General features: G+C 74.8%; 16 protein-coding genes. 5 read left to right on the forward strand and 11 right to left on the reverse strand.

Annotated elements, in window-relative coordinates:
- Window positions 1–179: 179 nt before the first annotated feature.
- From ABD352_RS50100 to ABD352_RS50140, 9 genes are all read right to left on the reverse strand, one after another.
- Entirely contained in the window at window positions 180–1,982 is a 1,803-nt protein-coding gene (locus tag ABD352_RS50100) for an Hsp70 family protein (protein WP_344619737.1), read from the reverse strand.
- Complete coding sequence (locus ABD352_RS50105; RefSeq protein ID WP_344619738.1) at window positions 1,979–3,931, reverse strand: hypothetical protein; 1,953 nt, start codon at window positions 3,929–3,931, stop codon at window positions 1,979–1,981. Before ABD352_RS50105 ends, ABD352_RS50100 begins: the two co-directional genes overlap by 4 nt.
- An 11-nt stretch (window positions 3,932–3,942) precedes the next feature.
- Complete coding sequence (locus tag ABD352_RS50110) at window positions 3,943–5,046, reverse strand: hypothetical protein (RefSeq protein ID WP_344619739.1); 1,104 nt, start codon at window positions 5,044–5,046, stop codon at window positions 3,943–3,945.
- Window positions 5,043–6,125: a hypothetical protein gene (locus ABD352_RS50115; protein ID WP_344619740.1), complete on the reverse strand. Its 1,083-nt coding sequence runs from the start codon at window positions 6,123–6,125 to the stop codon at window positions 5,043–5,045. The genes ABD352_RS50110 and ABD352_RS50115 overlap by 4 nt, the downstream gene beginning before the upstream one ends.
- Window positions 6,122–8,062, reverse strand: coding sequence for a protein kinase domain-containing protein (locus tag ABD352_RS50120; RefSeq protein ID WP_344619741.1), 1,941 nt, complete (start codon window positions 8,060–8,062; stop codon window positions 6,122–6,124). The genes ABD352_RS50115 and ABD352_RS50120 overlap by 4 nt, the downstream gene beginning before the upstream one ends.
- 23 nt (window positions 8,063–8,085) lie before the next feature.
- Window positions 8,086–8,676 carry a hypothetical protein gene (locus ABD352_RS50125; protein WP_344619742.1) on the reverse strand — a complete coding sequence of 197 codons (591 nt, stop codon included), beginning with the start codon at window positions 8,674–8,676 and terminating at the stop codon, window positions 8,086–8,088.
- A 187-nt stretch (window positions 8,677–8,863) separates the two neighbouring features.
- On the reverse strand, window positions 8,864–9,136 hold the full coding sequence (locus ABD352_RS50130; protein ID WP_344619743.1) for a YciI family protein: 273 nt from the start codon (window positions 9,134–9,136) through the stop codon (window positions 8,864–8,866).
- Entirely contained in the window at window positions 9,133–9,606 is a 474-nt protein-coding gene (locus ABD352_RS50135) for an SRPBCC family protein (RefSeq protein WP_344619744.1), read from the reverse strand. Before ABD352_RS50135 ends, ABD352_RS50130 begins: the two co-directional genes overlap by 4 nt.
- Window positions 9,590–9,949, reverse strand: coding sequence for an ArsR/SmtB family transcription factor (locus ABD352_RS50140; protein ID WP_344619745.1), 360 nt, complete (start codon window positions 9,947–9,949; stop codon window positions 9,590–9,592). The genes ABD352_RS50135 and ABD352_RS50140 overlap by 17 nt, the downstream gene beginning before the upstream one ends.
- Window positions 9,950–10,028: 79 nt before the next feature.
- Between ABD352_RS50140 and ABD352_RS50145 the strand changes: the two genes are divergently transcribed.
- Window positions 10,029–11,399 carry a diguanylate cyclase domain-containing protein gene (locus ABD352_RS50145; protein ID WP_344619746.1) on the forward strand — a complete coding sequence of 457 codons (1,371 nt, stop codon included), beginning with the start codon at window positions 10,029–10,031 and terminating at the stop codon, window positions 11,397–11,399.
- Here ABD352_RS50145 and ABD352_RS50150 read toward each other — a convergent pair.
- Window positions 11,396–12,688 (reverse strand): EAL and HDOD domain-containing protein, encoded by a 1,293-nt coding sequence (locus ABD352_RS50150; protein ID WP_344619747.1) that lies wholly within the window; start codon window positions 12,686–12,688, stop codon window positions 11,396–11,398. The genes ABD352_RS50145 and ABD352_RS50150 overlap by 4 nt on opposite strands.
- Window positions 12,689–12,768: 80 nt before the next feature.
- Between ABD352_RS50150 and ABD352_RS50155 the strand changes: the two genes are divergently transcribed.
- Window positions 12,769–13,023, forward strand: coding sequence for a hypothetical protein (locus ABD352_RS50155; RefSeq protein ID WP_344619748.1), 255 nt, complete (start codon window positions 12,769–12,771; stop codon window positions 13,021–13,023).
- A 34-nt stretch (window positions 13,024–13,057) separates the two neighbouring features.
- Complete coding sequence (locus tag ABD352_RS50160; protein ID WP_344619749.1) at window positions 13,058–13,717, forward strand: tetratricopeptide repeat protein; 660 nt, start codon at window positions 13,058–13,060, stop codon at window positions 13,715–13,717.
- Here ABD352_RS50160 and ABD352_RS50165 read toward each other — a convergent pair.
- The gene (locus ABD352_RS50165) at window positions 13,690–15,351 is read right to left on the reverse strand and encodes a GDSL-type esterase/lipase family protein (protein WP_344619750.1); all 1,662 of its coding nucleotides are present in this window, start codon (window positions 15,349–15,351) and stop codon (window positions 13,690–13,692) included. The two genes, ABD352_RS50160 and ABD352_RS50165, sit on opposite strands and share 28 nt — an antisense overlap.
- 274 nt (window positions 15,352–15,625) lie before the next feature.
- Here ABD352_RS50165 and ABD352_RS50170 point away from each other — a divergent pair, with 274 nt between their 5' ends.
- Window positions 15,626–16,396, forward strand: a complete 771-nt coding sequence (locus tag ABD352_RS50170) for a DUF2334 domain-containing protein (RefSeq protein WP_344619751.1) — start codon at window positions 15,626–15,628, stop codon at window positions 16,394–16,396.
- Window positions 16,393–17,517 carry a glycosyltransferase gene (locus tag ABD352_RS50175; protein ID WP_344619752.1) on the forward strand — a complete coding sequence of 375 codons (1,125 nt, stop codon included), beginning with the start codon at window positions 16,393–16,395 and terminating at the stop codon, window positions 17,515–17,517. Before ABD352_RS50170 ends, ABD352_RS50175 begins: the two co-directional genes overlap by 4 nt.
- The last annotated feature ends 220 nt before the right edge of the window (window positions 17,518–17,737 follow it).

Genomic DNA, 17,737 nt, shown 5'->3' on the forward strand with positions numbered 1-17,737 from the left:
AGGCGATGCCAGGGGGTTGGCAATTCGACACGAACCTTTGCGCGGCCTGAAGCGTTACGCATCGGCCGGGCCCACTCCGGCGCACGACAACGAAAGGGCCGCGCCCCGGCGATGGTGCTGCCAATGACGCGGCCCTGCGCTGATTTGCTATTTGTGTCGACGGCGCCTCGCGCCCTGATTCAGTGGTAGTAACGCTCCCCCGCGTAGGTCTCCAGCGCCTGGCGCACCAGCTGCTCGCCGAAGCCGCTCGTGCTGGTCAGAAAGAACACGCTGTGCGGCCGGGACCAGAAGCGGGCCGTGCCATGGTCGCTGCCGAGCGGGGTGTTGCTGCCCGGCGTGCAGACCAGCCAGGTGCTGAAGCGGTGCCGGTGGAGGTACACCGTGGCCATCTGCGCCCACGGGAACGTCGTGTCCTGCCCGCCCAGCGTCACCGTGATCCCGTTGCCGTCGATGCGGGTCGGGCGGGTGTCGCGCGAGCACAGGCCCCACTGGAACAGCTTGTAGCCGACCAGTCCCAGCCCGGCCAGGATGAGCAGCCAGCTCAGCGCGGTCCACAGCGCACCGTCGAACGCGCCCAGGATGAGGCCGGCCACCAGGATCAGCGTGAAGCGGAAGGTGGCCCCGCCGTGCTGGCTGAACGGGTTGGAGATGAGCTTGTACTTGTCCTGCGACCGCGACACCACCGGCGGAGACATGACCGGCGGCGGGCCGGCCGGGACCGATGTCGGGCGCGGCAGCGCCACCGGCGGGGGCATGACGACGGTGACGGACTCCTTGATCGTGTTGCCGTCCCGGGAGACGGGCGGCGGCGCCATGGCCGGCTCGGACAGGGGCGTGGTCGTGGAACCCGAGGCGGGAAGGGGCCCGGTGACGGGCATCGGCACGGTGCGGGGGCGCGGCGTGGGCTCGTTGCCGGCCATCGCGAGGTAGTGCAGCGCGCCCTCGGCCACGACCAGCTCCGGGTGGCGCACCCGCCGCGGCGAGCGGCCGGTGGCCTGGGTGAGCAGGGTGGCCACGAGCGGGGTGCGGGTCGCCCCGCCGACCATGAACAGCTCGGCCCGTCCGTCGCGGCCGATGCGGGCCCGGCGCAGCACCTCGTCGGTCATCATCACGGTGCGCTGGACCAGGTCGCGGGCGTCGCGCTCGAAGTCGCCGCGGGTCACCGAGACGTCCTCGTTGATGAGCGGCACCGGCACCCGGGCCAGGCGCTCGGTGCTCAGCTGCTCCTTCGCGCCGCGGCAGTCCTCCCACAGCATGCGGGCGTAGCGGCGGTCCGGCCCCTCGGGCTCGATGAGCCGGGCCCACTCGTCGGGGTGGCGGTCGCTGACCGAGCGGCCGACCCGGCGCAGCACCACCTCGTCGAGGTCGAGGCCGCCGACGTCGTCGAGGCCGGCCCTGGCCCGCAGGTCGAAGCCCGGGCCGTTGCGCTGCACGGCGGTCACGTCGCAGGTGCCGGCGCCGAGGTCGTAGACGACCAGCGGCTCCCCGCCGGCCCCGGCCGCCCCGGTGGCCAGCAGGTAGGCGGCGGCCGCCTCGGGCTCGCTGAGCAGGGTCGGCTCGGGCAGGCCGGCGCGCTCGGCGGCGGCGCGCAGCACGGCCTGCCGCTCGGCGTTCCAGGCGGCCGGGTGGGTGAGCACGACCCGCAGCCGGTCGGTGCGGGCCAGCCGCTGCGCCTCGGCGTAGACCTGGGCCAGGGTGGCGCCGATGACCTCGGCGATGGCGTACTCGGCGCCGCCCAGCAGCAGCCGTCCCTCGGCGATGCGCCGCTTCGGGTTGGGCTCGTAGGCGCCCGGGTCGCGGCCGGCCGAGTGCACGGCGGCGTTGCCGGTGATGAGGTTGCGGTGCTCGTCGGCCCACACGGCGGAGGGCAGCAGGGGGCGGCCGCCCTCGAACTGCAGCGGGAACGGCGCCTCCTTGGGCGGCTGCAGGTACGCCACCGTGTTCGTGGTGCCGTAGTCGATGCTCAGCCGGTACTCGCTCACTGGGAACCTCCCTGCAGGCTGAAGATGACGACGGCGACGAGGGCGACGACCACGAGCGCGATCGCGCCGACGGCGACGAGGGTGCGCGGCTGGAAGCGGCGCACCGCGGCGCCCGGGAGCCGCGACACCGGGGCCGATCCCGAGGCCGCCACCGCGGGACCCGGGTCGGGCGGCAGCGCGCGGGTCTTGGTCCGGCGCTCGGCGAGCACGAGCTGGCCCCGCTCCGGCCAGATGTCGGCCAGCCCGGCGGCCAGGTAGCGGTCCCGGGCGGCCAGCTGGTCGACGCGGGCCTTGCCGGCGAGGGTCGGCTGGAAGCGCCGCAGGGCGAAGAGCAGCGCCGGCGGTACCTCGGAGATGGCATCGCGGGCGAGGAACTGCAGCACCTCCTGGAGGGTCCGCCCGTTCTCGGCCCGCAGGTGCGGCCCGAACACGGCGTCGAGCACCCGGAACCAGCGGTCCTGGGCCAGCTTCGCGTCGCCGGGCAGGAACGGGATGCAGTGCACCAGGAACTCGGCCCGGTCCAGGGCGGTGTGGTTGATCTGCAGCTGCTCGGGGTCGAAGGAGCGGTCCTCGGCGGCGCTGAGCAGCAGCTCGGTGATGTGCACGTCGGAGCCGGTGTGCCGGTTGGCCAGCTCGATGAGGTCGGCCAGGCTCAAGCGGTCCATGAGGGCGCGCATGCCGGGGCGGCCCAGCGCCGGCGGCACCCCGAAGGTGACCGCCCGCTGGGCCAGCTCCACGACCGCGGCCGGGGTGGCGGTGGCGTTGCGCCCGTGCGCCGCCCAGCCACGCAGGTAGTCCTCGACGAGCGCCGGGTCGAAGGCGGAGCCGCGCAGGGCCTCGCGCAGCGCGTTGCTGGCGCTGGAGCGCATGCAGCGCTGCACGGTGCAGCGGGCCACGAGCTTGGCCGCGGCCGGGTGCCGGGCGGCCAGGGCCCCGCTGGGCTGCCAGGCGAGGTACACGGTGCGCAGGTTGCTGTCGTTGAGCTTGCTCAGCTCGGACTCGATCTGGCGCAGCCCGTCCTCGGTGCGCACCAGCTCGAGGTGCTCGGGGGCGGCCTGGCCGGAGGTGACCGCGTCGATGAGCGTGGTCTGCAGGATGCGCCCGCCGACGAGCACCTCGTCCTGCCACTGCCGCACCTCGGCCGCCCCGCCCAGGCGGCGGGCGCCGCGAAGGGGGGCGACGGCGGCCGCCCCGCCGCGCCGCCAGACGTCGGCCAGCTGGACGGCGAAGTCGGCCGGCCGGGCCCCGGCCGAGCCCGGATAGAGCCGCAGCCGGGTGGCGGCGTAGCCGGTGCCGGAGCCGACCGTGTCCAGGAAGACCAGGCGGGGCAGGTCCGGGCCGGTGTCGTCGTCCTCGTTGGTGGCGAAGGTGAGCTCGCGGGCGTCGCCGAGCACGTCGACCAGGCCGCGCAGCAGGGCGGTGGCCGGGGCGTCGGGCAGGACCACGGTGAGCGGGGCCTCGGGGTTGTCCAGGACCCGGCCGAGCAGTTCGTCGAAGACCGGTCCGGGGTCGGTCACCGGGCGGGCCAGCGCGGCCACGGCGTGCTCGCGCAGCGCGTGGTAGTCCACCGGGTCGAGGCGGCCCGGCGGGTACGCCTCGGGCCGGTTGCGCCCGGCCCACTGCGGCCACTCCTCCAGCCCGAGCGCGAGCTGCGCGGTGACCAGGTCCTCGGGGCCGATGAGGGCATGCGCGATCGCCGCGCCGGGCCGGTTCTTGTCGTCGCGGGCCGGCACCTTGTGCAGCACGACCCCGGCGCCCTCGATGCGCAGGTAGGCCAGCGACGGCCGGTCGTTGCGGCCGCTGGCCCGGGTGATGCGCAGCGCGAGCCGGTCGTCCCACCAGGTCACCGGCGCGGGCGCCAGTGAGGTGGCGTCCGGCCCGACGCCGTCGTGGCCGTCGTCCTGCGAGCGGGCCCGCCAGCGGAAGACGATCTGGTCGATACGCTCCATCGCGGCCCTCTCTACGAGCCCAGCAGCGACCGGTCGAGCACGCCGGTCATGGCGAACAGGGACAGCAGCGGGCGCAGCACCCGGCGGGGGCCGAAGCCCTCGGCCGGGAAGTGCCCGTTCACCGGGGCGACGCCGGCCGCCGAGGCGTAGTGCAGGCTCACGTCGCTGACCCGGTTGACCGGCGGCAGGAAGCGCTCGGCGCCGTTGGTGGCGAGGAACTCGTACACCTCCTCGCTCTCCTCGGCGACGGTCTGCAGCTGGCGGTTGTCGTCGCGGGACAGCCACCGGGCCACCTCCGGCCGCAGCGGGGCCAGCAGGTCGGACTTGGCCACCACCATGGCCGCCGGGATCGGCAGGAACTGGGTGGCGGACTCGGCGCGGCTCTCCACCAGCCGGTCCAGCACGGCGTTGAACGCCGGGTCGCCGTACACGGTGGCCGGCTCGCCGAGCACGGTCGGCAGCGCCTTCTCCGGGTCGACGACGAAGAGTAGCGCGTTGACCGCGGACAGAAACGAGGTGTCCCGGAACCGGTCGCCGGTGCGGCGGCGGCGCAGCTGCTCGCCGGCCACGTCGAAGAACGCGACGGCGAAGTCGCGCCCGGCGTGGCGGCTGTAGACCTTGGCTACGTAGCTGAACTCGATCGGGCTCTCCTGGGTCAGCGGCAGCAGCTCCCGCCGGTGGCAGAAGGGCTCGACGAACTCGGTGGTGTAGCGGTGCTCGATGGCCTCGTCGAGCCGCTCGACCCGCAGCCCCAGGTCGGCCATCTCCAGGTTGTTGCGCAGCGCCTCGACCATCGCGGCCAGCAGCAGGGTCTTGCCGGCGGCGCGGTGGCCGACCAGGCCGATGACGATCGGGTCGCCGTAGTCGCCGTAGCGGTCGGGCAGGTAGTGCGTGGTGGCGATGCCGTCGCGCATGAGGGTGCAGGCCCGCTGGGCGCCGAGACGGCGCTCGTTGAACGCCTCCATGGTCTCGTCGGCGCCGCGGGGCCGGAAGGGCCGGTGCTGCTTGGTCTCCACGTCGACCTCGACCCGCTGGGCCTTGCTCCAGTGGATCCACTGCAGGCAGATCGGGCACAGCACGCGGCCGAGCAGGCGGGCCGGGCTCCGCTTGATCATTTCGAGCCTCCCAGTTGGGTCACGATGAGGATGATCAGCAGCGCCGGCAGGCCGATGACGACGACCCCGGCGACGCCGAGCCAGACCTTGCTGGACAGGTCGTCGCGGCTGTGCCACAGCACGTCGAGGAGGCCGCGGGCGTACCGCCACGCCACCGCCCGCGGCGCCGCCCGCTCGTCGCGGTAGCGCCGCTTGGCCTCGACCAGGCGCCGGAACTCGTCGCGGGCCGGGCTGAGCGGGACCGTCGCCCGGGCCACCGCCGGGGGCAGGGGCGCCGGGGAGTACTGCTGCGGGATCTTGATGGTGGCCGTGGTCGCGTCGGCCGGGTCGGCGCTCTGCCATACCGGCTCGTAGCGGGCCTCCTCGACCCGCCGCAGCAGCGTGTGCGGGTCGGGCCGGTCCCGGGGGTCGTCGGCGAACACGCCCTCGAGCAGGGCCGAGAGCGCGGAGCCGCCGCCCCGGGCGAGCTCGGCGCGGGCCTCGGCGGCCGTGGCCGGGCCGGCCTGCAGGGCGATGCAGTACACCACCATCCCGGCCTGGTAGACGTCGTGCGCCTCGGCGGCCAGCCGCAGCCCGTCGGGGCCGGCCGGGGGCAGCCAGCGCGGGTCGAGCACGGCCCGGGCGGGCTCGCCGACGGCGACGGCCTGGCCGAGGTTGACCAGCTGGGCGTGGGCGCCGTCCCACAGCACGTACTCGGGCAGGATCGCCCCGTGCGTGAGCCCGGCCTTGGCCAGCGTCCGGATCGCCACGAGCAGGTCGGCGAAGATGGTCAGCAGGGTCTCCGGCAGCGGTGCGCCGGGCTGCCCGGCCACCGGCACGCCGCGGTAGGTGGTGGTCACGTGCGGCCGCTCGGCGGTGAGGTCGTGCTCGACGACCCGGCACAGCTGCAGCGGGTACATCGTGTCGCCGAGCGCCCAGACGAGGTTGCCGGCGTTGACCTCGGCGTGCACGAGCCGGTTGGCCTCGGGTGTGCGGGCGGTGCGGCGCAGCACCCGCTCGCCGGAGACGAGCCGGCCCCACTGCATCTCGAACAGGTCGGTGAACCGCCGGTCCGGGTCGAACTCGATGTGGACCGTCATGTGGGCAGTCGCTCCCCGTCGTCGGCGTTGATGGCGAACAGTGTGTAGCCGTTGTCGAGGTACACGACCCCGTCGCCGAGCACCGGGGCCCGGGTCACCTGAATGTCCGGGGCGGACCAGCGCAGGGTGCCGTCGGCCCGGGAGTAGGCGTGCAGGACACCGGCGTCGACCACGTAGACCAGTGTCGGACCCACGCGCACCTCCGGCCACACGGCGAGTCCCGGCACCCGCCAGCGCACCCGCCCGGCGGTGTCCAGCGCGGTGAGCCCGCCGGGCTCGGCCACGAACACGCCCCCGGGCACCGCGTGCGGGGTGCCGGCGCCGGGCAGCCGCCAGCGCAGCGCCCCGTCGGCCGGGTCGAGCCCGAGCAGCTCGGCGCCGGCCGGCTGGAGCACGATCTCGGCGGTGGCCGACGGCGCGGCCCGCGGCGGCAGCCCGGCCCGGCGCAACCGCAGCCCGCCGTCGTGCGCGTCGAGGCCGAGCCGCTCGTCGCCGGCCCGGGCCAGCAGCAGGTCGCCGGCCGCGGACAGCGCGCCGGCCGGGGCGCGCAGGTCGCCGTGGCGCCAGCCGTCGCCGCCCTCGCGCAGCCGCTGGCGGACCACCAGCCCGTGCGCCAGCGCCACCCCGCCGGGCACCGGCACCGGCCGCAGCCCGGCCGAGGTGGTGCGCCACTTCGGCGCGCCGCTGGCGGCGTCGACGGCGTGCAGGTTGCGGTGCCCCGGCCCGAGCACGTGGACCAGGCCGTGCGCGAAGAGCGGCTCCCCGTGCGGCGCGACCGGCAGCTCCCAGCGGGGCGCCCCGGTGCGCAGGTCGAGCGCGGTGACGCCGGTGCGGGTCGGGCTGACCACGACGTCGTCCGCGACGAGCGGCCGGTAGCCGGGGGCGACCACGGACGGGTGCCGCCAGCGGGGGCGGCCGTCGGCGGCCTCCAGCGCGTGCACCCCGTCGTCGGCCCCGACCAGCAGCGCGTCGCCGGCCACCACGATCTCGCTGCGGGCCATCGCCGGGCGCACCACCCGCCAGGGCCGGGGCGCGCCGGCCCCCTGCAGTAGGCGGCGCACCGTGCGGGCCCGCTCGTCGATCTCGGCCAGCACCGGCGCGGGCAGCCACGGCCCGGCGGCCTCGGGCAGCCCCGCGGCGAGCCGCTCGCGCACGAACCGGGCCGTCGGGCGGTCCTCCGGGGCCGCCTCCAGGCACTTGCGCAGCGTCCAGGTCATGCCGACGGGCACGCCGGTGAGGTCGGGCGCGCTGTACTTGACCGAGTAGTTGTACTGCTCCATGGACCGGCCTTCGAAGGGCAGCCGCCCGGTGGCCGCCCGGACCAGGATCGCGGCGAGCGCGAACACGTCCGACGCCCCGGTGCCGGGCAGCCCGGCGAAGCGCTCCGGCGCGACGTAGCCGACCGTGCCGTGGAAGTGGTACGACGCGGTGAGCCGGGCCCCGTCGTGGGGCCGGGAGATGCCGAAGTCGATGATCTTGAGCCCGCCGGGCAGCACCATGACGTTGCTCGGCTTGAGGTCGCGGTGCACGATCTCGGCGGCGTGGATGTCGGCCAGCCCCGCGGCCAGGCCCTGCCCGAGCCGGCGGACCAGCTCCTCGGGCAGCGCCCCGGCGAGCTCCTCCAGCTCGGCCAGGGTCACCCCGGGCAGGTACTCGGTGGCCAGCCACGGCGGCGAGCCGGCGGCGTCGGCGCCGAGCAGCCGGGCCGTGTAGACCGAGTCGAGCTTGGCGACCAGCTCCACCTCGCGGCCGAACCGGGCGAGGGTCTCGTCGTCGTAGCCGGAACCCGTGGCCAGGTGCAGCGTCTTGACCGCGGCCACGGTGCCCCGGTCGTCGCGGCCGAGGAAGACCTGCCCCATCCCGCCCATCCCGAGGCGGGCGAGGATGCGGTACGGCCCGAGATGGCGCGGATCCTCGCGTCGTAACGGGTCAACCACCGCTGCTCACGCCGCCCATAGTGCTACCACCGCGCAACCAGGCACGCCTGCGGCAGGTCGAGCCGGCGCAGCGCCTCCACCGCCGGGGAGCCGGGCGCCGCCGTGCGGAGCCGCCGGGCCTCGTCGGGCAAGACCCGTGGATCCCGCATCGGTACGTCGCGCGGCCCGCCTCCGTGATGCACCAGCGCGGCGCGGTGCGACCACAGCCCGCAGTGCCCATCGAAGCGGTATTCCCCCTGCGGGCGGGCTCCGTAGGTGGCAATCAGGTGAACCGCCGCCGCGGTGGCGTCCACCTCGGCCTCGCACGGGTGATAGGCGAAGCTCACCCGGGCCCACCTCGGCCTCACCCCGGGCCACCCGGCGACGGCGCGCTCGTCCCCGCCCCCAGGGGCGCGCTCGTCCCCGCCCCCAGGGGCGCGCTCGTCCCCGCCCCCAGGGGCGCGCTCGTCCCCGCCGCCGGCGGCGCGCTCGTCCCCGCCCCCGGCGGCGTGCTCGTCCCCTCCTCCGACGGCGTGCTCGTCGTGGAGCCGTCGCGCCTCTTCCCGCGGGCCGGCCGGGTCCCCGATGACGGCATCCCGTGCCCGCCGCACCAGCGGCGGCTCGAACAGCTCCATGGCGGCCTCCCCCACCGGGCGCGTATGACTGCCGTCACGCACGCCCGCCGGATTCTGGCCGCCCGGGTTCGCACACCCGACCGCCGCCCTGCAGGACACCCGGCCACCGTAGTTTTCGCGTTCCCGGACCTGAATGCCCGAACGTCCCGATCAATCCGTCACCCGGCCGGTTCGGGGCCTCCGCGGGTCAGGGGACGAGGATCTCCTGCCAGTCGCGGATCTCGTAGGCGCGCACCACGCCGTTGAGGACGAACGGGTCGCCGGCGACGAAGGACTCGGCGGACTCCCTCGTGCGGAAGACGGCCATCGAGCCGTCCTTCTGCGGGTCGGCGAAGGTGCCGACCATGAGCAGGTCGCCGCGGGCCGCGTACTCGTCCAGCCGCGCCTTGTGCGCCGGGAAGTGGGCCGGGGCCTTCGCGGCGACGTCGTCGGCGGAGGCGTAGAGGACGACGGCCTTCACGCGGCCGCCTCCACTCCGGCCGCGTAGGCCGCCAGGGTGCCGTCCCAGGCACCCGGCTGCTCGAAGGTCTCGCGCATCCTGGCCGCGTCGGCGCCGAAGGCCTCGAGGTCGCGGTGCTCCAGGCGGACCCGGGTGCGACCGGGACCCTCCTCGTCGAAGCGCACCTCGACGGTCGTCACCAGGCCGGTGTGGTACTTCCAGTCGCTGCCGATCTGCCACGTCACCACGAGCCGCGCGGGCGGCTCCCAGGCCCGGACGAAGCCCGTGCTGGTCTGCGAGCCGTCCTGGTGCACGGTGTACCACCGGCCGCCCTCCCACGGCTCGACGACGACCCGCTCGATCGGCGCCGAGCCGATGTGGTGCGCGCTGGGCCACCACGAGGTCATGTCGGCGGTGAAGATCTCGAAGGCCCGCTCCCGGCCGATGCCGACGACGACCTCGCGCCGGATGGCCTCAACTGTCTGCGTCATCGTGCTCATCCTCGCCTTCCTGAGCGTGCTGGTGCTGGGCGTGCTGGTGCTCGGCGTGCAGGGCGAACGACTGCAGTGAGCGCGCCCACATCGCGTCGAGGTGCGCCCGCAGGGCCGCCACGCCGTCCGGGTCGACCTGGTAGAGGCGGCGGGTCCCCTCCTGCCGGTCCGTGACCAGCCCGACGTCCTTGAGCACCCGCAGGTGCTGCGAGACGGCGGGCCGGCTGATCGGCAGCCCGTCGGCCAGGCGGCCCACGGGCAGCGGACCGTCGGACAGCCAGTCCAGGATCGACTGCCGCATCGGGTCCCCGAGCGCGACCAGCATCGCGGTTATGTTCGTCATGGCTAACCGTAAGCTATCACTTACCGATGCCGTGCGACAACCCCTCTCAGCTCGGGCGTTCTCCGGCCGATAGGCGTTCGTGTCCCGTTTCGCTGCCCTCGCTGCCGTCGGCGCACGGCTGCTCGGGTCGGCGTACGACGAGGATCGGCTGGTCGAGTACCTCGCGGCCCAGCTCGACGCCGAGGTGGCGAACCGGTGTGTCGTGGCCGCGCTGATGCCCGAGGACGGCGCCGCGCCGCTGGTGCGGGCCGGCGGCGCCGGCGGCGGGTCGCCCACGGGCATGGCGCTGCGCCGGGCCACCGTCGCGGCCCTGGACGACCAGGCCCGGCGCGCCGACGCGAGAGCGGCCGGCGTGGTCGTCGCGCCGATCGTGGTGCGCGGGCGGACCGTGGGCTCGCTCGGGGTACAGGCGCCGGGCAACGGCCCGATCCCGGCGGCGGACGCCGACTTCGTCGAGGCGCTCGCGGCGCTGGCGGCCGCCACCCTGGAGCACGGCCGGGCGCTGATGGCCACGCTCGCCCTGCTCGACGACGCGCGCCGGCAGTCCGACCTGCTCGACGCGATCTCCGACGCGGTGATCTCGTGCAGCGCGGACAACGTGATCGACTCCTGGAACGCCGGCGCCGAGCGCCTCTACGGCTACCCGGCCGGCGAGGCGGTCGGCTGCGACCTCTTCGCGCTGCTGGCCACCACGTGCTGCACGGACGACGGCGAGAAGATCGGCGTGCGCCAGGTCCTCGAGGACCTCGAGGACACCGGCCGGTGGAGCGGCGAGCTGCGGGAACGCCGCTTCGACGGGGCCCCGCTGACCGTGCTGTCCTCGGTGTCCACGCTGACCGCGCCGGACGGCGGCCGGGCCGGCTTCGTCTACGTCAACCGCGACGTGACCGAGCAGCGCCGCCAGGAGCACGCCGCCTCCCACGACCCGCTGACCGGGCTGGCCAACCGCCGGCGCGTGGTCAACCGGATCCACGACGCGGCGGGGCGCGTGCACCGCGGCGGCGGCCCGATGGCGGTGCTGTTCCTGGACCTCAACGGCTTCAAGCCGGTCAACGACCGCCACGGGCACGCGGCCGGGGACGAGCTGCTGATCGGGGTGGCCGGGCGGCTGGTGAGCACGGTGCGGGGCAGCGACTTCGTGGCCCGCGTCGGCGGCGACGAGTTCGTGGTACTGCTGGAGCAGATCGGCGCCACCGAGCGCATCCCCGCCGTGCTGCGCCGCATCCTCGACGCCGTCGCCGAGCCCGTCGCCCTCTCCACCGGGGACATGGTGCAGGTCACGACCAGCATCGGCGTCGTCGTGGTGGAGACCCCCGAGGACGCCGCCGTCGAGCCCGAGCGGCTGGTGCAGCTGGCCGACAAGGCGATGTACCGCGCCAAGCAGCGCCCCGGCCACGTCTCCTTCGCCGACAAGGAGCGCGACGAGCGCTGGCTGGACGACGAGAGCTAGACCCCCGCCGTCGCCAGCTCCCGCAGCCGTTCCTCGGCGTGGTCCGGCACCTCCGGCCCGAGCTCGCCGAGCACCCCGTTGGTCCAGCGCAGCGCCGAGAGGTAGGCGGCGACGATCGCGCCCTCCTCGGGGAAGGTGGGCGCCCACGGGTCGGTGTAGGCGCGGGCCGCGGCCAGCACCGCGGCGAGCGGGCTGTCGTCGCCGTGCAGCGCGCTCAGCAGCTGCGGGCCGAGCGGCAGGCCGGCCACGATCCGGTCGATCGGCGCGGCGAAGTGGTCGGCGACCGCGGAGAGCAGGCCGCCGAGGTACGCCGCGTCGGTCCGCTCCGCGGCCTCCGGGTAGTCGGCCGAGCCGGCCAGCAGCTGGCACAGCCGGGCCCGGACCAGGATCCGCACCAGCTGCTCGTGGTCGGCCGTGGTCAGGTCGGAGACCAGCATGAGTGTGACCCACTGGCGCAGCCGGTTGAGCCCCATGGCGACGATCGCCTCACGGACCGAGGAGACGGTGCGGTTCAGGCCGAACGTGGCCGCGTTGGTCGCCCGCAGCAGCCGCAGGCTCAGCCCGGCGTCCTGGCTGACCTGGGCCACCACCTCGTCGAGGTCGACGTCGTCGGCGGACAGCGCGGCCAGCACCCGCAGCCGGGCCAGCCGCCCCGGGGTCAGCGCCACCGTCGAGTCGACGTGCGGCCGGCCCAGGATGTGCCCCTGGAAGAGGTCGAAGCCGAGCTCGAAGGCCAGCCGCAGGGCCTCGGCGCTCTCCAGCCGCACGGCGACGAGCTGCACGTGCTTGTACCGCCGGCAGATCTCCACGCAGGCGCGCACGTCGGCCTCGGCGGCGTCGAGCATGTCGATCTTCACGTAGCTCACCAGCGGCAGCAGCACCTCCCGCGGCCCGCGGGCCCGGAAGTGGTCCAGGGCGATGGTGAACCCGCGCTCGGACAGCACGCTGAGCCCGGCCATCAGCTCGTCGTCGACCTCGGGCAGGCTCGGCACCTCGAGCACGGCCTGGCTGTAGTCGAAGGGCAGCGGCAGCCGCCCGGTCAGGAACGAGCGCGTGACGTTGAGGAAGCAGACCCGGCCGCCGGTCAGCTCGTCGAGGCCGATCTCGGTGAACGCGGCGACGAGCACCCGCGCGGTGGCGTGGTCGTCGACCCGGGTGGCGCTGCTGGCCCCGGTCCCGGCCCGGAACAGCAGCTCGTAGCCGACCACCGCGCCGTCCCGGTCGTAGATCGGCTGCCGCCCCACGTGCGCCGTCGTGCTGCCACCCGGCCGCTGTTCGGTTCGCTCCACCAAGGTATTGTCCCGTAAATCCGTCCAAAACGGACCAGATCGCCCGAAGTCCCGGGACAAACGGCAGGCCGGACGGATGATTGCCGGCCGCCGCCGAGCGCTGCCGCCTGCTCGTCCTGCAGGCCCAGCGCGCCTTCGGCCCGCGCCACCCCGCGACCGCCCGGCCCCGCCGCTCGCTGGCCCGCTGGCTCGGCATGTCCCGCGCGGTCCCCGACGCCGTGGCGGTCCTCGACGAGCTGCACCGCGACCTGCTGGCCGCCCTGGGCCCCGACGACCCGCAGACCGCCGCGGTTTCGCGCGATCTGTCGTACTGGAGCCAGCACGCCCTGCGGTGAGACCCGGCGCCGCCCGTTCCCTAGGGTTGGCCGCATGACACTGGATCAGGCACGACAGGCCTACGAGGCCTCGGTCTTCGGCGGCGACCCGACCGGCCTGCCGGCCGCCGCGCGCGGCCTCGACGCGATCGAGGCGCAGCTGTGCCTGGAGCGCGGGAAGCTCATCCACGCCGCGTTCCTCAACGAGCGCGGCGACGAGGACCCGGCCGAGCTGGCGCTGTTCGAGCGGGCCCGCGAGCTCTGGGCGGCCCTCGGCGACCCGCGCGGCGAGGGCGAGGCGACCTTCTGGGCCGGCTGCTTCCACCAGGTGGTGCGCGACGACGACGCGACCGCCCGGCCGCTGTTCGAGCGGGCTCGCGAGCTGTCGCAGTCCGCGGGCGACCGGCTCATGCTGTCGTACACCCTGCGCCACCTCGGCTTCTCCGAGCACCTGGCCGGCCGGCTCGACGCGGCCCGGGCGTACTTCGAGGAGTCCTCGGCGCTGCGCCGCGCGCTCGGCTTCGACGCGGGCGTGGCGGCCAACCTGGTGGGCCTGGCCTACATCGCGGCCGAGCAGGGGCGCCCGGGCGATGCCGCGGCCACCCTCGACGAGGCCGGCGAACTGGCCGCCGCCGTGGGCGCCCACGGCATCGCCCGGCTCATCGCCCAGGCGCGCCTGGAACTGGCTCAGGACCCGTCGACCTCCAATTCGTAGATGCGGGTGGCGCCGTCCACGTTCTGGGTCGGGGTGGTGACCGTCAGCCGCACGTACCGCGCGGTGGTCGCATTGATGCTGTGCGTGGTCACGCCGTCGGCGTTGGCGGTGACGGTCACCGCCGTGGCCCACGTGGCGCCGTCGGTGCTCGTCTGGATGGTGAAGGCCCGCGAGTTGAGCCCGAGCGCCTCCCCGCCGGACGCGGCGTGGCGGACCACGAACCGGCGCAGGGTGTGCGACGCGCCGAGGTCCAGCTGCAGGACGGCGCCGGCCACGCCGCTGCACCATTTGCTGTTGCCGGTGACCACGCCGTCGGCCGCCTTGGCCGGCGCCTCGGCGGCGACGCAGGAGGCCGAGCCGGTGGCGGCCGCGCCGCGGGCCAGGTTGACGCCCGGGTAGGCGCCCGACTCGTCGGCGATGGTGAGGTCGTCGACGTAGCCGCGGAAGGGGCCCGTGCCGGTGGGCCGGTCGAAGCCGACGTCGACGCGGGAGACGGTCCTGCCGGCCAGCCCGGCCAGGCTCACCCGCACGAGGTTCCACTGGTTGACCGCCAGGTGTCCACCCTCGCCCTGGTACTGCGGATGCGCCCGCACCCCGAACTGGTCCACCGCCCCGGAGTCGCGCAGCGTCGCGCCGTCGGTGAACTGCAGGTCGACGGCGACGAAGGTGCCGGCCGCCTGCTGCGGGTAGATCCAGTACGACAGCACGGTGCTCGCCGTCACGGGCAGGTCGGCGGCGAAGATGCGCTGGTAGGAGTACGACTGCGTGGCCGAGTTGTCGGAGCCGGAGTACATCAGCGCGCTGGTGCCGCTGTGCGCGATCTCGGCCCGCGGGGAGGACTCGGCGGCGGTGAGGCCGCAGCAGTACCCGCCGACGTTCACCGCCGCGCCGGCGCTGTCCAGCCAGGTCGGGGCCGGGTCGCTCGACTCGAAGGCGGTGCTCAGCAGCGGGTGGTCGCGGCCGTCGCCGAGCACCGGCTCCAGGGCGGAGTACCAGCGCACGGCCATCTTCGCGTAGCCGGCGTCGTTGGGGTGCAGCGTGTCGTTGAGGTCGGCCGCGGCCAGGCCGGTGAGGTCGACGACCCTGGTCCGGGCCCTGCCGGCCAGCGCGCTGGGGATCGCGGCGTTGAACGTGTTGATCCGGGCCTGGATGCCGGCGTCGAGGGCCGGCACGATCTTCGCGACGAGCACGCTGGCAGTGGGCCGGTCGGCGAGGATGCGGTCGACGAGCGCGGCGAGGCGCTGCGGCGCGGTGTCGACCTGATAGTTCTGGTTCATGTCGTTGGTGCCGATGTGCAGCAGCACCACGTCGGGCTGGTACGTGGCCAGCCAGCCGTCGATGTTGGCGGCGATCTGGTCGATGCGCCAGCCGGAGTGGCCCTCGTTGTCGGTGTCGGGCAGGGCGCCGGACTGCTGGGAGCCGACGAAGTCGATGGCGTAGCCGGCCTGGACGGCCAGCCGGTTCCACAGGGCGGCCCGGTAGCTGGAGCTGGACGAGCTGCCGACGCCGTAGGTGATGGAGTCGCCGAGCGGCATGATCTTGATCGGCCGGGTGGCCACGGCGGCACCGGCCGGTGCGGACGGCAGGGCGAGTATCGGCAGGAGCAGGGCGAGGACGGCGAGCAGTCGGCGCATGGGTTGCAACCCCCCATTGGCGGATGGCAGGCACGATATCGACAAGGGTCGCTGTCATGCACGGAAACTGTCAAGCATTGACAAAACCCGGCCGGATTCACAGCGGGTTCATAGCCCGTTCATCGACTTGACCGTGACGTACGCCGCATTGCCCGGCGTAATGTGCCCGAGGTCCCGGGTGGTTGTGCGGGTCGTGCTACCGTCCGGCGACAGATACCCCGACTCGGCAGCACTGTGCCGCCTTGACCTGGTGTGATGGGCGTTGGTGATGGGTGTGGAACATTCCGCGGAGGACCCCGGACCGGCACGCGAGCCGTTGATGGTGGTGAGCGTCCACGACGTGGCGCCCGCGACCGCCGATGAGACCGCCCGCTGGTGCGCCGACGCCGACGCGCTCGGCATCCCGGTGTCGCTGCTGGTGATCCCCGGCCCCTGGCGCGGCATGGACCTCGCCGGCCACGAGGACTACGCCGGGGTGCTGCGCGAGCGCGCGGCCGGCGGCGACGAGCTGGTGCTGCACGGCTGGTGCCACATGGCCGGCCCGGAGGGCACCGTGGTGCGCCGGGCGGTCGGACGGGCCGTGGCCCGCGGCGCCGCCGAGTTCGCCGCGCTCGACGAGCAGCAGGCGGCCGGGCGCCTCGACCGGGCCAAGGCCGTGATGGACCGCCTCGGGCTGCACACCACCGGCTTCACGCCGCCCGGCTGGCTCGCCTCGCCGGCCGCGGTGCGGGCCCTTGCGGGTGCGGGATTCCGGTACACCACGGATCATTTCGGGGTGAAGGACCTTCGATCCGGGCGGGCCCGCCGCGGCTTCGCCCTGTCACACCGTCCCGGCGGCACCGGCGAGCGGCTCGGCTCGCGCATCCTGCAGACCGGCGCGGCCTGGGCGGCCCGCCGCCGCGGGCTGGTCCGCGTCGCGCTGCACCCCGACGACCTGCACCGCCCCGGCCTGCGCGACGACACGCTGCGGGCCATCGAGGGGGCGCTGAAGGCCGGCGCGCGGGCCACCACCTACGGCGCAGTCGTCGACGCGGCGGCATCGTGAGGATCGTCCAGCTCGCCAACTTCTACACGCCGGTGTCGGGCGGCCTTCGCACCTGCGTCGAGCAGACCGGCCGCGGCTACATCGCCGCCGGTCACGAGCGCGTCACGCTGGTGCCCGGCACCGAGGACCGCGACATCACGCTGCCCGACGGCCGGCACCTCACGGTCCGCAGCCCGCTGCTGCCCGGCACGGGCGGCTACCGGGTGCTCACCGCCCGCACCAAGGTGTGCGAGCTGCTCGACAAGGTCGAGCCGGACGTGCTGGAGGCCAACGACAAGCTCAGCATCGGCTGGCTGTCGCCGTGGGCCCGCAGCCGCAAGGTGCCGCTGGTCCTCGTCTCGCACGAGCGCATCAACGCCATCCTGCGCACCCGGGTGCCGCGCTGGTTCCCGCTGGACTCGGCCGCCGTCGCCATCAACCGCCGCCTGCACCGCCTCGTCGACGACATCGTGGGCGCCTCCGCCTTCTCGGTCGACGAGTTCAGCGCCTTCGAGCCGGTGAAGACCCACCGCGTGCCGCTCGGCGTCGACTTCGAGACCTTCCGGCCCGCCCCGCGCAACGGCGGCGACCAGGTCCGTCTCGTCACCGTGACCCGCCTGTCCACGGAGAAGCACCCCGACCTGTCCGTCGAGGCCCTGCGCGAGCTGCGCCGCCGGGGTGTGCCCGCCACCCTCGACGTCATCGGCACCGGCCCCAACCTGCGCCGGCTGGAGAAGCTCGCCGCGGGGCTGCCGGTCCGGTTCGTCGGCCACGTGGCCGAGCGGCAGCGCCTGGCCGACCTCGTCGCCGGGGCCGACGTGTCGCTGTCCCCGTCGCCGGCCGAGACCTTCGGGCTGGCCACGCTCGAGTCGATGGCCTGCGGCGTGCCCGTGGTGGTGCCGGCCAAGGGCGCGGCCGGCGAGCTGCTGCTGCGCCCCGAGTCGGGCCGGGTCACCGACGGCACGCCGGTCGGCCTGGCCGACGGGGTGGAGTCGCTGCTGGCCGTGCCGCGCGAGCGCCGCCAGGCCGACGCCCGCGCGGTCGCCGAGCAGTTCCCGTGGTCGGCCACGATCTCCGGACTGCTGGAGGTCTTCGAGCAGGCGACCGCGCGGCTGGGCAACCCTGTGCCGCACAGCGCCTGAGCCGCGTCACGGCGCCGGGGAGCGTGACGCCCGGCGCCTGAGGCGCGTTACGGCGGCCCGCGAGCATGGCGCCCGGCGCCTGAGCCCCGTTACGGCGCCGGGGAGTGCGACGCCCGGCGCCTGAGGCGCGTTACGGCGGCCCGCGAGCATGGCGCCCGGCGCCTGAGCCCCGTTACGGCGCCGGGGAGTGTGACGCCCGGCGCCTGAGGCGCGTTACGGC

The sequence above is a fragment of the Dactylosporangium salmoneum genome (assembly GCF_039532525.1).
GTDB lineage: Bacteria > Actinomycetota > Actinomycetes > Mycobacteriales > Micromonosporaceae > Dactylosporangium > Dactylosporangium salmoneum.